The sequence below is a fragment of the Paenibacillus camerounensis genome (assembly GCF_000723885.1).
GTDB lineage: Bacteria > Bacillota > Bacilli > Paenibacillales > Paenibacillaceae > Paenibacillus_AQ > Paenibacillus_AQ camerounensis.
Map to the genome: position 1 here is coordinate 97,131 of NZ_CCDG010000008.1, position 14,558 is coordinate 111,688.

Annotated in this window: 11 protein-coding genes; all 11 read left to right on the forward strand. The window is 51.3% G+C overall.

Features of this window, described 5'->3' with window-relative positions; genetic code table 11:
- Window positions 1-6: 6 nt before the first annotated feature.
- The 11 genes from BN3772_RS03555 to BN3772_RS03605 all read left to right on the forward strand — a co-directional run bounded on the left by BN3772_RS03555 (window position 7) and on the right by BN3772_RS03605 (window position 14,504).
- A complete protein-coding gene (locus tag BN3772_RS03555) occupies window positions 7-696 on the forward strand; it encodes a S1 family peptidase (RefSeq protein WP_042196714.1) in 690 nt (229 codons plus the stop codon).
- A gap of 128 nt (window positions 697-824) precedes the next feature.
- Window positions 825-1,187, forward strand: a complete 363-nt coding sequence (locus BN3772_RS03560) for a LytR/AlgR family response regulator transcription factor (protein WP_042175181.1) — start codon at window positions 825-827, stop codon at window positions 1,185-1,187.
- Window positions 1,188-1,263: 76 nt separating this feature from the next.
- Window positions 1,264-2,442: a MalY/PatB family protein gene (locus tag BN3772_RS03565; protein ID WP_042196720.1), complete on the forward strand. Its 1,179-nt coding sequence runs from the start codon at window positions 1,264-1,266 to the stop codon at window positions 2,440-2,442.
- Window positions 2,443-2,563: 121 nt separating this feature from the next.
- A complete protein-coding gene (locus BN3772_RS03570; RefSeq protein ID WP_042196723.1) occupies window positions 2,564-3,514 on the forward strand; it encodes a nucleoside hydrolase in 951 nt (316 codons plus the stop codon).
- 149 nt (window positions 3,515-3,663) lie between these two features.
- Window positions 3,664-4,908 (forward strand): stalk domain-containing protein, encoded by a 1,245-nt coding sequence (locus tag BN3772_RS03575; RefSeq protein ID WP_042196725.1) that lies wholly within the window; start codon window positions 3,664-3,666, stop codon window positions 4,906-4,908.
- A gap of 168 nt (window positions 4,909-5,076) precedes the next feature.
- Entirely contained in the window at window positions 5,077-6,030 is a 954-nt protein-coding gene (locus BN3772_RS03580) for a radical SAM protein (RefSeq protein ID WP_042196727.1), read from the forward strand.
- 246 nt (window positions 6,031-6,276) lie between these two features.
- Entirely contained in the window at window positions 6,277-8,310 is a 2,034-nt protein-coding gene (locus BN3772_RS03585; protein WP_042196730.1) for a methyl-accepting chemotaxis protein, read from the forward strand.
- Window positions 8,311-8,498: 188 nt separating this feature from the next.
- Window positions 8,499-9,740 carry a helix-turn-helix transcriptional regulator gene (locus BN3772_RS03590; RefSeq protein WP_042196732.1) on the forward strand — a complete coding sequence of 414 codons (1,242 nt, stop codon included), beginning with the start codon at window positions 8,499-8,501 and terminating at the stop codon, window positions 9,738-9,740.
- A 427-nt stretch (window positions 9,741-10,167) separates the two neighbouring features.
- Window positions 10,168-11,004, forward strand: a complete 837-nt coding sequence (gene licT / locus BN3772_RS03595; RefSeq protein WP_042196735.1) for a BglG family transcription antiterminator LicT — start codon at window positions 10,168-10,170, stop codon at window positions 11,002-11,004.
- A 116-nt stretch (window positions 11,005-11,120) separates the two neighbouring features.
- Window positions 11,121-13,016 carry a beta-glucoside-specific PTS transporter subunit IIABC gene (locus tag BN3772_RS03600; protein WP_042196737.1) on the forward strand — a complete coding sequence of 632 codons (1,896 nt, stop codon included), beginning with the start codon at window positions 11,121-11,123 and terminating at the stop codon, window positions 13,014-13,016.
- Between the two features lie 27 nt (window positions 13,017-13,043).
- Entirely contained in the window at window positions 13,044-14,504 is a 1,461-nt protein-coding gene (locus BN3772_RS03605) for a glycoside hydrolase family 1 protein (RefSeq protein WP_209443616.1), read from the forward strand.
- Window positions 14,505-14,558: the final 54 nt, after the last annotated feature.

Below are 14,558 nucleotides of genomic sequence, written 5' to 3' on the forward strand. Positions count from 1 at the left end.
TAGCGGATGAAAAAACAGCTGGCTTATCTGTGCATCATAGTATCCCTGCTGTCCGCAGCCCTCTTCTACAACGGCACAACCAGTGCCGATACGCAGGTCGTCAACAATGCCGAACAGACCTATCAGCTTGCTGAAAAAGCGATGTTCTACCTTCGGGTGCTGAAAAGTGACGGGACGGCAAGTGCCACGGGTACGGGAGTAATCCTGTCCCCCGGCGGCACGGCGGTAACCGCGTACCATGTTGTAAAAGGTGCTGACCGGATGGAAGGTGTAATGGCAGACGGGACTGTGATCAGTCCGATCAAAGTTACGAAATACGATGAGCTGAAGGATGTAGCAGTGCTTGAGCTGCCTGCGCCCGCCGCGATGAAGATGAAGAACAATGTCTATGCTTATCTTCAGGTGCGCAAAGATGCGGTAGAGCATGGCGAGGCTGTATTCGCACTGGGGTATCCTTTAAAAAATACGAATATTATCACCGAAGGCATCGTCAACACGCCTGCAGCAGAGATTAACGGCCGCAGCAGAATTCTGACCTCGGCACAGGTAGCAAGCGGAATGTCCGGGGGGCCGCTGATGGATGCACACGGCCAGCTGGCCGGTGTGATCTCGGGCTCTTTGCGGACGATGAACAATATTCATCTGATCGTTAACAATGATGATGTCCGCAGCCTGCTGCCGCCGGTACTGAAATAAGGTGCCTGCCAGGGCAGAAGGATAAACAGGTCTTATTACAAATGATGGCTGTCCCAAGGCGTCTGATTTTAGGCGTGCAGGACAGCTTTTTTTTAAAAAACAACTTCCTGAAGAAAGGCGGGAGAGGCATGATTAGAGCGTTTTTGCTGGATGTGAATCAGAAGGATCTCTACAAGCTGGATGCGATGCTGCACAGGTCAGGAAAAGTCGCTGTGATCGGAAAGTCTTCTCATCCGCAGAGTGCTCTGGAGCAGATGACCCTGCTTCAGCCGGATGTGCTGTTTCTGGATCTTCAGCTTCAGGGCCTGCAGGGAGTTCTTGTCGCCGAACAGATCAAGCAGCTGCTGCCGGCGATCCAGATTGTAGTCACCACGGAGAGTAAACAGCATGCGTTATGGGCATTTGACCAGGCGATTGTTGATTATCTGTTAAAGCCGTTTGAAGAGGACAGGCTGGTCCAATCCCTGGAACGGCTGCGTAAAGGCAGCTGATTGCAGTAAAGGATGCCGGATGGACTCCCCCTGTGATACAATATTCTGAAAAGCCAAAGAACAGGGGATGGAAGGAATGTATGATTTTGAACGCATAATTGACCGCCGCAATACCCGCTCCTACAAATGGGATCAGAGTGAAAAGCTGTTTGGCAACAGCGACATTCTGCCGCTGTGGGTGGCTGACATGGATTTTGAGAGCCCGCCTGCGGTGAAGGAAGCTATTTTGCGCCGGGTGGAATCCGGGATCTACGGATATAGTGTCACTGGTGAATCATACAGACAGGCGATTGTGAACTGGTACAGCCGCCGCCATAACTGGGAGCTTCAGCCGGAATGGATTACAGATTCTCCGGGGATCGTCACCTCGCTCAGCCTTGCAGTTGAGCTGCTAACCAAGCCGGGGGATCAAGTAATTCTGCAATCACCGGTCTATTATCCCTTTTATGATGTCATTAACATGAATGACCGCATAGTAGCCAAGAACCCGCTGATCTTAAGCGGCGGACGCTATGAGATGGATTATGCCCAGCTCGAGGAGCTGATGCAGGGCGGCGCCAAGCTGCTGCTGCTGTGCAATCCGCATAACCCGGGCGGAATCGTATGGAAGCGTGAGGAGCTGCTGCGTCTGGGCGGGCTGTGTCTGCGTTACGGTGTCACCGTCATCTCGGATGAGATTCATTGCGATATGATTATGCCTGGACATCAGCATATCCCGTTTGCCTCCTTGTCAGAGGAGCTTGCAGATATTACGGTAACCACACTGGCAGCAACCAAAACCTTTAACCTGCCGGGCCTGCAGACCTCGTATATAGTAGCCAAAAATCCGCAGCTGCGCCGCCAATTCGAGCGCAAGCTGAAGACGCTTAGCCTGCATATGTCGCATTATTTTGCCCAGGAGGCGGTAGAAGCGGCTTATAATGAAGGAGAAGCCTGGCTGGACGAGCTTATCCAGCATATTGCCGGAAATGCCGATTATGCGATCAGCTATCTTGGAGAGCATCTGCCTGCGGTTAAGGTTATGCGTCCGGAAGCAACCTATCTGCTGTGGCTGGACTGCTCTGCTTTCGGGCTAGATGTAGCCGGACTTAAGAAGCTGATGTACCAGGAGGCGGAGGTTGCTTTTAATGAAGGCTCTGTTTTCGGTGCAGAAGGTGAAGGTCATCTGCGTATCAATCTGGCTTGTCCGCGTTCAATCCTTGCCCAGGCCCTGGAGCGCTTCAGCCGGGCGGCTGCACCTTACGTCCAGCAGTAAAACGATATAACATTTCAGTAAGCTTGCCGTTAGCCCTTTTGAACACTGGCTGTTCAGAGGACCGCGGCAGGCTTTTTGCTTGACTATGCAAGATACAGAGATGAATGGAGAGAAACTGTACATGAGCACAACCCGAATGATTATTGACTGCGACACCGGCATTGATGATGCACTTGCAATACTATATGCACTCCATACTCCGGGTGTAATAATTGAAGGTATTACTATCGGCTTCGGCAATACCCGTGTTGAGCAGGCGGCAGAGAATACGCTCAGGCTGCTGGATCTGGCTAAGCCGGATTATGAAATTCCTGTTGCCATCGGCGCTTCCAAGGCACTGGCCCGGGAGCTTGGCGGCTTCTCGCCCCATGTGCACGGGGAGAACGGCATTGGCGGCGTTCAGCTCCCTCCGTCTTCCCGGCAGCCGGTTAAAGAGACAGCTGCAGAATTTATTGTGAGGCTGGCTAATGAGCACCCCGGAGAAATTGTGCTGGTGACGCTTGGACGGCTGACCAATCTGGCGATGGCGCTTGAACTGGACCCTGGATTGACAGGCAAGCTGAAAAAGGTAGCTGTGATGGGCGGTACGATTTATAAGCCGGGCAATGTGACCCCTGTGGCCGAAGCCAATCTTTGGGGTGATCCGCTGGCGGCTGACCGGGTATTTACCTCCGGTCTGCCTGTGCTGATGGTGGGCCTTGATGTGACGCTGGAAACATTGATTACGGCGGAGCATATGGAGCTGCTGAAACGGTGCGGCAAGGAAGAGAACCGGGCAGTGATTGACTTTATGGACCGGTCGCTGCAGCATTATTTCAACTTTTACCGTGAGGCCAATTACATTATTAATGCAGCACCGCTGCATGATCCGCTGGCACTGATGGCTGCGCTGCAGCCGGATCTGCTGACCTGCCGGAAGATGAAGGTGCGTGTCGAGCATCAGGGGGAGCATACCTGCGGGATGGTCGTAGCCGATCTGCGGGCGCAGCCCAAGGTTGGGGAGTTTATTGAGGTAGCTGTTGGAGTGGATGCCCGGCGTGCGGTCGGTGGCTTTTTAAGTGCGTTTATGTAGGCTGTCCCGGCTGCCGGATTCTGAGGACATGTCATCAGCGACATTCAAAAGTAACAATCTATTAATTTGCTAAATTGTGCTAGTTTGGTAAAATGATAGGGTCGTGATTGTCCGTCATTCAGAATCTTGCAGATTGGAGAATAGAAGATATGAAAAGCTTAAGTAAGCTGATATTATGCGCTGCAATTTCGATGAGCGGTTTCGCTGCTCTTCCTGTACAGCCTGCGCAAGCTGCAGCAAGCAGCGTGACCATAATGCTGGACGGTTATCCGCTGCCCTTCCCGGTGTCACCGGCAGTCATGAGCGGAACAACGATGGTTCCGTTCCGGGCCATCTCCGAAGCGCTCGGGATTAAGGTGGAGTGGAACCAGACAGCCAAGAAAATTACGGCAACCAAGACCGGCGCCTCAGGCTCCAAGGTGGTCACTCTTACATTGGGCAGCACAACAGCAACAGTCAACGGCGCAGCAGTCAAGCTGGCTGTTGCTCCGCAGAATATCCGCGGCACGACGATGATTCCGCTCAGCTTCTTCGGCCAGCAGTTCGGGGCAGGGGTAAGCTGGAATCAGGCGACGAAAACCGTGTCCATTACTTCTCCCCAAAGAGACCTGTATACACTCGGCTTCTACGCCCAGAAATCTTACGGCGAAGTATCGCTGATTCCGAGCTTCGATGCCGTCCATTTCGGCTGGAGCCGGCTTGACCGCAGCGGGCAGTTTACGACAGGCAGTACAGATTTCTGGTGGCCGAAGGCTGACGGTGATGTGACGCCGGAATCGATTGTCCAGAACGCTGCAGCCGGAGGAACGGCCCCTTATCTGATGGTCTATTCGGGAGATAAGGAGCTTGAGCTGACCAAGAATCTGGAAGACCCCGCCTTGCAGCAGCAGACCATCTCAAGCATCGTTTCGCTGGCAACGGAGAAGGGCTTCCAGGGGATCGGACTTGATCTGGAGGGCCTGGGGCTGACCGGGGACAAGCAGCTGGTGCAGAGCCAGTTCAATACGTTCGTGAAGAATCTGGCGGCGGCAGCCCGTCCGGCAGGACTCAAGCTGACGGTCATTCTGCCGCCGCTGAACGGCTCCTATAAGGGCTATGACTATAAGACGCTAGCTTCACTGGCCGATGATCTCGTCATTATGGCGTATGCCTATGAAGATGAATCCAGACCGGAGCCGCTGGATAAGGTTGATCAGGGAATCCGCCTGGCGCTGGAGCAGGTCAGCAAGGACAAGCTGATCCTCGGCATCTCGGTATACAGTGAGAATGAGAGCTCTGTGAATGCGAAGATCGGCCTGGCAAAGCGTTACGGCCTAAAGGGCATCGCCATCTGGCGTCTGGGCCTCATCGGCCAGCCGGTATGGAACGAGATGAGTAAATCCGTGGAATTATAATGTTGTTAATGATGAAGAGGCTGCTGCGTGCAGTCTCTTTTTTGCATTCTCGGGACATATGGAACAAGTCCATCACAACAAATGTCACATTAACCTGAGCCCGAAACCTTTATAATTTATAAGGTTGACCCTTGGCTGACTATTTTACTTACAGGAGGACGTTTAAGCATGAGCATAAAATATAAAGCACTGGAGCTTGATAAGCCGCTGACCTATGAGCTGGAAGGGCTTGAAGTAGGCGTCACCTCGAACTGCAATTTCCGCTGCGATTACTGCTGCGCCTATAATAGAAACGACGGTGAGGCCATTAACGGCAAGGAGGTTATCCGCATTCTGGAGGAGCTTCCGGGGCTGAAGCGGGTCCGCCTCTCCGGCGGCGAGGTAACGCTGAAGTTCCAGGACTGTGTGGAGATTGTGTCCTATTGCTCTTCCCGCGGCATCCAGACCCAGCTGAATTCTAACGGCAGTCTGCTGAATGCGGAGCGGATCGAACAGCTGGTGAAGGCGGGCCTGACCACGATACATATTTCATTTAACTTTACGACGGCTGAGGGCTTCTCGAAATATTACAACATTCACCCGACAGTCTACGAAAAAATCAGAGAGAACATCACCCTGTTCGCCAAAACAGAGGTGAACGTTGTGCTGGAAACGCTGCTGTTCGACCAGACGCAGGATAACATGCAGGAGATCAGCGACCATGTATATTCCATGGGAGTACGGACTCACGAAATCCAGAACAGCATTATTATGGGCCACACCGGCTGGAAGGCAATTGCGGCACAGGAGAACCTGAAGAATGCCGTTAAGCAGCTGATTGATAACCGGAAAGAGGACACCACGCTGTACTTTACCTGTATGGACCGGTTCATGGACAGACTGGGCTTTGCAGAGCAGCCGGGCGTCTACTTCCCGCACTGTATTGAAGGCAAGAAGCAGCTGCATCTGCACGGCAACGGCGATATTCTGATATCTGAGCTGTGTCATCCGGTCATTATCGGCAACATTTACAAAGGCACTTCACTTACTGAAATCTACAGCAATATGCCGAAGCCGCTGGAGCGGTATTTGGAAAAGCTGCCTTGTCCGGCACTGGACGCTCTTTTCCCGGCAGAGGTGTAAAACGGCGTGCTCCCGTTACGGAGCAATAGCCTGATTAAATGGACTACGGTCTTTTTGCCGTGGTCCATTTTTATTTTATCTGCTAAATAACCCTATAATTCGACAAAGTGTGATATTTTTCGCTGAAATTCTTCATGTTATCTTCACTATCCACCGGTACAATCCGATATAAATTGTAATAAATGTTACAAAAAATAGACTTTTTTAAGAAGATGGATAAGATGAGGGCGGAAGGGTGCTTATTAAATGAAAATTCGGATGAAGCTATCGGTTATGATGGTCGTCGTTACACTGCTATCTACGGCAATGATGGGGGTTTTCACGTATAACAAATCCACCGGCACGATAATGGATCTCACCGAATCTGCGATGGCACAGGTTAATACCAACAAAGCACAGACAATCGAAGCCATGATCGACAAAGAAAAGCGGAGCATGCAGCAGGCGGCCGGCGAGTCGGAAATTATTGAGCTGCTGGCGAGGGATGCGTCCGGTGAATTAAGCGCCGGTGATGAGCTGCAGGCTGAGGTTAATGTAAGGCTCCAGACACAGGTCAAGGATGCCGGCAACCTCGAGCACATGTTTGTAGTTAATATGCAGGGAATCGGGATTGCTGATAGTGACACGGGGCTGGTGGGCACAGATTTCAGTGAACGTAATTACACGATCAATGTGATCAAAACCAAGGCGGCTGTGATCAGCGAAACGCTGAAGTCCAAATCGACAGGGGCTTATGTGCTGGCTTTTGCCCATCCGGTAATGAATGACGGCGAGATGATCGGATTCGTCGCCTCAGCCGTCAACGCGAACAGCATTATTAAATATCTGGCGGATGCCAAGGTGGCCAATGTCCCTTCCTCCTACGCTTATCTGGTGGATGAGACCGGGAATATGCTGTACCATCCTGATGAAACCAAGATTGGCCTTCCTGTCGAGAATGAGCAGATAAAGGCTGTAGTAGAGCAGGTGAAGACCGGGGCTGAGGTTCCGGATGATAACGTAGAGTATCTTTTTAACGGAATGGAGAAAAAGGCCGCGTTCACCGTAATGCCCGATACCAAATGGACGCTTGTGCTGACCGGTGACATCGGTGAAATCATGAAGCCTGTCGACAGTATGACAACCTTTATTATCCTGCTCGGTCTGGTCAGCCTGCTGCTGACGCTCTTGATCGGCATTATTGTGGCAACCCGGATTTCTTCACCGATCATCAAGCTGACGGAGCTGATTAACCGGACGGCGGAGCTGGATCTGAAATATGATAAGCAATATGAGCATCTGGTGCGGAATAAGGACGAGACAGGTACAATTGCCAAAGCTATGTTCCATACACGTGCGGTTCTGCGCGATATGGCCGGAAGTCTGGTGAACATTTCAACCAAAGTGCTGGATAATGCGGTGACTCTGGAAAAGCTTTCGGTTGACGTGCGCGAAAATGCGCATGACAATTCGGCTACAACTGAGCAGCTGTCCGCAGGGATGGAGGAGACGGCGGCTTCCACCCAGGAGATGACGGCAGCGATCCATGAGGTACAGACCAATGTCCAGCTGATCTCCGGCCGGGTCAGAGAAGGGGCAGAAGTGTCCGGCCATATTACAGAGCGTGCGCTGGCCCTGCAGCATGATGCCCTGGAATCGACGGACAGAGCCAAGCGGATCTACGAGGCGGTACGCACTGAAATGGAACAGGCGATCGAACAGTCCGGAGCCATCAACGAGATCAACGTGCTTGCGGATACCATCCTGTCGATTACAAGCCAGACCAATCTGCTCGCGCTCAATGCGGCGATTGAAGCCGCCCGGGCGGGTGAGGCAGGCCGGGGCTTCGCGGTTGTGGCCGGCGAAATCCGCAAGCTGGCCGAGAAATCCTCGGAGACCGCATCAGGCATTCACGATGTAGTCAAAAATGTCTACACCTCCGTCGGACTGATGAAGGAGCATTCGGAAGCCGTACTGGACTTCATTGACCGGAACGTGCTTGCCGACTATGAACGTCTGAATGAAGTCAGCCAGCAGTATAACGAGGATGCTTCCACGATAAACGGGCTAATGGGGCAATTTGCCGAGGCTGCCGATCATCTGAATGAGACTGTAGGCAGTATTGCCATTGCTGTGAACGAAGTGGCTGCTACTGTTAATGAGGGGGCAATCGGAGTACAGGATATTGCAGTGAAAACCGCTGACATCGTTGAGAAAACCTTTCACGAAGCAGCTATGGCGGATGAGAATACCCAAAGCGCCAAGGAGCTCCAGACCCTGGTCGACAAATTCAAAATATAACTGTAAAACAATTAGCGGTTCCTGCTTGCAGGGACCGCTTCTTTGCATGCTTTTCCGGGGAATGAGTCCGGGGAAAACATAAATTTGGCTCTACAGCGGTTCTTCCTGGTATTTTAGTCCATAATTAAAGTAAGAATATAATAGGATGTCAGGTTTACCGATTATGGCACATTGAAAGGGGGAACAGCATGGTAGAAATCTCACTTAAAGAGGAGCGGCTGCCGGGAAGCATACAGGTGCAGCAGCTGCAGGAGAGTTTTTTGCTGGAATTGATCCGGGAGGATTGGCTGAGCACCGAGCAGGCCAGAACCCGGCTGCGCCAGCTCAAGCTCTCTTCGCTGGCTGCTGAGGGTCTAAGGCTGCGTTTTGCCGCCGCTGAGCTGAAGCTGCCGCCGGAGGAGCTGTCTCCTGCTTCCAGACGCAGACAGCAAGCAGCGGGGATGAACTTCCAGCTTGCCTGCCGGGAGACGGCAGCAGGCTGGAAGCATATCTATCCGTTTGCCAGTGAAGCTAATTCCCTGCAGCTTTTTTTTCTGATTCCTGCCAAGGAGGGGCCAGAGCATGCGGACCGTGCCGGGAGATTTATGGAAGAACTGGGGCAGAGGCTGAGCACCCGCATGGAATATGAATGCACGATTACAGCAGGCGCTGAGCTCAAGGGCCTGAAGCGGCTGAAAAATGCATTCGCCTCCTGTCTGTGCGCCCTCGGCCGGGGCAGCCTGCCGGAGATGCAGCAAGGAGAAGACAGCGGGGCTGCCTCCGCCATGACTTGGCTGACTCCAGATGAAGAACGACGGCTGCTGCACCTGATTGGGACTGCAGATACCTTCGCCTTCGGACAGGAACTGGATGCGCTATTCGGACCGGGAAGGCAGGATGCGCCGCTGTCAGGCTTTCAGCTGTATCAGGGGCTGCGGATTCAGCTCCTGCTGGCCGTTACTGCCGGAAAATTCGCTTTCCGGGGGAGTGCCTTGTCCAAATATGTGTGGAACAGTCACAGCGCGCTTGCAGCCTGCATAACTGCGCCGGAGCTGAAAGAGCAGCTGTCTGCGCTGGGACTGCTGGTCATGGAGGAGGTGCAGCTGGCCCGCCAGTCTCCGGAAAGAGGACTTGCCGAGGCGGTAAGAAGATATATAGAGCGGAATTACGGCTGGGAGATTCAGCCTGCCCTGGCAGCCCGGATCTTCGGGATGGAGGAGGACAGTCTGCTGAGGCATTTCAAGCAGCATGTCGGCATGCAGCCTGCTGACTATGCCGTCAAGATCAGGATGGGCAGAGCGGAGCAGCTGCTGCCGGATGTCAGCCTGAAGCTGAGCGACCTCGCCCTGCTCGTCGGCTATGACAGCCCGGGCACTTTCGTGAGCGCCTTCAAGAAGTACAGCGGCAGAAGCCCGAAGGAATACCGTGAGCGGCTGCACCGGAATCGTTGATAATGTGCGGCACCGGGGAATCCCGATTTTTGGTAAGAACTTCTACTAATAGTACTAATAGTACTAATAGTACTAATAGTACTAATAGTACTAATTGAACTTCCGGCAAAAGCAGATTGTTTTCCCGGCCGAAAGAAAGCGCATACTTTTTACTTGTCAAAGGCAATGAAACATGTTATTCTGACTTTGGGATTGTTACTGAAAAGGCAAAACCCAGGACATGTGTTGAGACATGTTTTGGGTTTTGCCTTTTTTTAGTCTCACTACTTGTACTCGCTACAGTTACAGAACTAATACAACAAAGCAGGTGATGTTGAAATTTTAGTCTCCCTGGAAGCGCTTAACAGTGTCGGCTGGCCTGAGACTTTTCGTCCAGTGTCTAAATCCTGCGGGTACACTATTTAGGGATATAGAGGAGGCAGCTTGGATGATTATCAAAAAAATCTTTAACAACAACGCCATTGTCGCCAAAGATTCGCAAAAGCAGGAGCTTGTCGTCATGGGCTGCGGAATCGGCTTCAAAAAGAACATTGGTGATGCTGTAGAAGAAGGATTAATAGAAAAGGTCTTCATACTTAAGCAAAAGGAAGCCTCCGAGCGGTTCAAGCTGTTGCTTGAGGATGTCCCGTCTGAATATGTATCGCTCTGCTACGATATCATTGAATACGGCAAGAACATGCTGGAGGTACCCTTAAGTGAATATATTTATGTTACACTCACGGATCACATCTATAATACGTTCAAGATGTATGACGAAGGGATTCAGAACCCTAATCCGCTGATCTGGGAAATCAAAAAGATTTACCCCAAAGAATTTGCCGTCGGCTTAAAGGCGCTGGAATTCATCCGGGATTCTGTCAATAAAGAGCTGTCAGAAGATGAAGCGGGCAACATCGCTCTTCATTTAATTAACGCCCAGATCAACAGCTCGTACCATAAGACATCGGACGTAGCAGGCCAGACCCAGAAAATACAAGACATTCTGAACATTATTAAATACACTTACAATATCACCCTCGATGAGAAGTCGATCAGCTTCGAGCGATTCATAACCCATTTGCGCTTCTACTTCCAGCGGATTCATCAGAAGAAGAAGATGGAGCTGGATGATGATTTCTTATTACAGCAAGTCAAGGCAAAATATAAGAATGCATATCATTGCATGATGAAGATTGAGAAGTATCTGAATACCGAACTGTCGGATGAGGAAAAGCTGTACCTGACCATTCACGTGCATCGTGTAACAGACCGGCAAACTGAATAATCATTTTGGATTGTTACTGGTAAAGCAGGCGAGACCAAAATAGATAACATGCTCTGTATGTTATCTATTAGGTCTCGTCTTTTTTATAAGAAATATTTAATAAAGGAGCGGTCAACATGAAATACGAGCAGCTCGCAAAAGCCATCATTAAGAACGTAGGCGGCAAAGAAAATGTTAACAGTCTGACACACTGCATCACCCGTTTACGGTTTAAATTAAAGGACGAGAGCAAGGCGAACACCGAGGTGCTGAAGAGCATGGACGGGATTGTAACGGTAATCCAGAGCGGAGGCCAGTATCAGGTCGTTATCGGCAACCATGTGCCGGAGGTATATGCAGAGGTCTCGGCAATTGGCGGGTTTCAGTCAGCGGCAGCTGAAATACCGGATGAGAATGTTGGCCTTTTTAATAAATTTATCGATATCATCTCAGGTGTGTTCACACCGGCGCTGGGCGTATTGTGCGCAACAGGGATGATTAAAGGCTTTACCGCACTGTTCCTATCCCTTGGGCTGCTAACGAGTACTTCAGGTACCTATCAGATTCTAAGCGCAATCGGTGACTGCCTGTTCTACTTCTTCCCGATCTTCCTGGGGTATACGTCGGCCAAGAAATTCAACGCCAATATCTTTCTGGGGATGGCAATCGGGGCAACGCTGGTCTATCCTACATTTTCGTCGATAACGGCTTCCGGTCAACCGCTGTATACCTTGTTTAGCGGCAGTGTCATTGAATCGCCGGTTTACCTGACCTTTCTTGGCATTCCGGTAATCCTGATGAGCTATTCGTCCAGCGTTATTCCGATTATCCTCTCGACGTATGTGGGCGCGAAGATTGAAGCGGTGTTCAAAAAAATCATTCCAAGCGTGGTACGGACCTTCCTTGTTCCTTTTTGCACCCTGCTCATCATTGTACCGCTGGCACTGATTGTCATCGGTCCGGTTGCGACTTGGGCAGGCCAGCTGCTTGGTGCAGGCACTTTGTTCATCTATAATCTGAGTCCGGTTATTGCCGGCATTCTGCTTGGCGCGTTCTGGCAGGTATTTGTTATCTTCGGCCTGCACTGGGGTTTTGTGCCGATTGCCATCAACAACCTCACCGTGCTGAAATATGATCCGATCCTGGCCGGCGTCTTCGGAGCATCCTTTGCCCAGACAGGTGTTGTGCTCGCGATTCTGCTGCGGACCAAAAACATTAAGTTGAAATCGCTTTCTATTCCGGCGGTCATCTCCGGGATCTTCGGGGTTACCGAACCGGCCATCTACGGGATTACCCTTCCGCGCAAAAAGCCGTTCATTCTCAGCTGTATCGCAGCAGGTGTAGGCGGCGGTATCATCGGGCTGATGGGAACCAAGGGCTATATCATGGGCGGTCTGGGGATTTTCGGAATTCCGAGCTATATCAGTCCTGAAGGGATGGATGCGGGATTCTACGGGGCCATTATCGGAATTAGCGTGAGCTTTGTGCTCGGGTTCCTGCTGATGTACTTCGGCGGCTTTAAGGATGATGTTGTAAAAGATCAGCCTGCCGAAGGTCCGAAAGGTGACATTCTGGTGAAGCAGGAGACGGTAAGCAGTCCGTTAAAAGGTGAAGTTATCGCACTTTCCGATGTTAAGGATGAGGCATTCTCTACAGGGGCGCTTGGCAAAGGAATTGCCATTGAACCGGCGGAAGGCAAAGTATTTGCTCCGGTGGACGGGGTGTTAACCTCCTTGTTTGCCTCCGGTCATGCGATTGGAATCACCAGCGATCACGGGGTAGATATTCTGATTCACGTCGGCAAGGACACTGTTAAGCTGAAAGGACAGCATTTTACACCAAGAGTGAAGCAAGGGGACAATGTGAAAAAAGGCGATCTGCTTATGGAATTTGATCTGGAGGCGATCAGAGCGGCGGGCTATATTCTGACCACACCTGTCATCGTTTCGAATTCAAACAATTACCTGGATGTTATTGAAACCGGGAAGAAGTCTATCGGCTACAGAGAGGATTTGCTAACCGTAATGATCTAACACAAACTTATTGAAGGAGGAATAATGATGTTACCATTGACCAAGCATTTTCCGGAAGGATTTCTGTGGGGGGGAGCAACAGCGGCGAACCAGCTGGAGGGCGGTTACAACGAGGGCGGCAAAGGACTCAGTACTGCAGATGTAATCACAGCCGGCACGCACACCACTCCCCGAAAAATCACACCGGTTCCTGAGCAGGGGCTGAACTATCCGAGCCACGAAGCGGTCGATTTCTATCATCACTATAAGGAGGATATCCGGCTGTTTGCGGAGATGGGCTTCAAGGTGTTCCGGATGTCCATGGCCTGGACGAGAATTTTTCCGAACGGGGATGATGCCGAGCCCAATGAAGCCGGCTTGAAGTTCTATGATGATGTATTTGCCGAGCTGCGGAAATATAACATTGAGCCGCTGGTCACCATCTCCCACTATGAAGCTCCGTTCCATCTGGCGCAGAAGTACAACGGCTGGACCGACCGGCGGGTGGCGGACTTTTATGTTAACTATTGCGAAGTGATATTTAACCGGTACAAAGACGTGGTGAAGTATTGGCTGACCTTTAATGAGATTAACATTCTGACGATGCCATTCGGATCATTCATGGCCGGAGCGATCCTGCCGGAGGGCAATACGGAGTTTGGCCATGCTCCGGCAGCTTCCGGTGATGAACAGCTCAGGTATCAAGCGCTGCACCACCAGTTTCTCGCCAGTGCAAGAGCGGTGAAGCTGGGGCATTCCATTAATCCGGAGTTCAAAATAGGCTGTATGATCGCCTACATGTGCTCCTATCCGCTGACCTGCAATCCTGCGGACATTATACTCGCGCAGCAAAAGGATAATATATCGAACTTTCTCTGCTCGGATGTTCAGGTGCGGGGCGCGTATCCGGGCTTTGCCAAACGGTATTTTGCCGACAATGGCATTGAAATCGCTATGGAGGAAGAGGATGAACAGATTTTGCTGGAGGGCCGGGTTGATTTCTATACCTGCAGTTATTATTCCTCGACATGTGTAAGCGCCGATCCGGATCAGGAAGCCATCGGCGGCAACCTGTCCATGGGACTGAAAAACCCATATCTTCAGGCCAGTGCCTGGGAATGGCAGATCGATCCGCAGGGTCTCAGATGGTCACTGAATAATATCTATAACCGTTATCAGATTCCGGTGATGGTGGTAGAGAACGGCCTTGGGGCTGTGGATACTGTAGAAGCGGACGGCGCAATCAATGATGATTACCGGATTGACTACCTGAAGGGCCATATCGCGGCAATGAAGGAAGCCGTGGCTGACGGTGTAGAGCTGATCGGTTACACCCCTTGGGGCTGCATCGATCTGGTGAGCGCAGGGACAGGGGAAATGAAGAAGCGATACGGCTTTATCTATGTAGATAAAGACAATGATGGGCGAGGAACGCTGGCCAGATTCCGCAAGAAGAGCTTCGGCTGGTATAAGCAGGTGATTGAAAGCAACGGGGAAAAGCTTGAATAAATTAAAAAGCAGAGAGTAAGCCGGTATAGAGCCGTATCAGACGAGGAGCTGATA

Bases quoted from the DNA above. Each gene is read 5' to 3' on its own strand.
- BN3772_RS03555 (WP_042196714.1), top strand. From the start codon at position 7: ATGAAAAAACAGCTGGCTTATCTGTGCATCATAGTATCCCTGCTGTCC.
- BN3772_RS03560 (WP_042175181.1), top strand. From the start codon at position 825: ATGATTAGAGCGTTTTTGCTGGATGTGAATCAGAAGGATCTCTACAAG.
- BN3772_RS03565 (WP_042196720.1), top strand. From the start codon at position 1,264: ATGTATGATTTTGAACGCATAATTGACCGCCGCAATACCCGCTCCTAC.
- BN3772_RS03570 (WP_042196723.1), top strand. From the start codon at position 2,564: ATGAGCACAACCCGAATGATTATTGACTGCGACACCGGCATTGATGAT.
- BN3772_RS03575 (WP_042196725.1), top strand. From the start codon at position 3,664: ATGAAAAGCTTAAGTAAGCTGATATTATGCGCTGCAATTTCGATGAGC.
- BN3772_RS03580 (WP_042196727.1), top strand. From the start codon at position 5,077: ATGAGCATAAAATATAAAGCACTGGAGCTTGATAAGCCGCTGACCTAT.
- BN3772_RS03585 (WP_042196730.1), top strand. From the start codon at position 6,277: ATGAAAATTCGGATGAAGCTATCGGTTATGATGGTCGTCGTTACACTG.
- BN3772_RS03590 (WP_042196732.1), top strand. From the start codon at position 8,499: ATGGTAGAAATCTCACTTAAAGAGGAGCGGCTGCCGGGAAGCATACAG.
- licT (WP_042196735.1), top strand. From the start codon at position 10,168: ATGATTATCAAAAAAATCTTTAACAACAACGCCATTGTCGCCAAAGAT.
- BN3772_RS03600 (WP_042196737.1), top strand. From the start codon at position 11,121: ATGAAATACGAGCAGCTCGCAAAAGCCATCATTAAGAACGTAGGCGGC.
- BN3772_RS03605 (WP_209443616.1), top strand. From the start codon at position 13,044: ATGTTACCATTGACCAAGCATTTTCCGGAAGGATTTCTGTGGGGGGGA.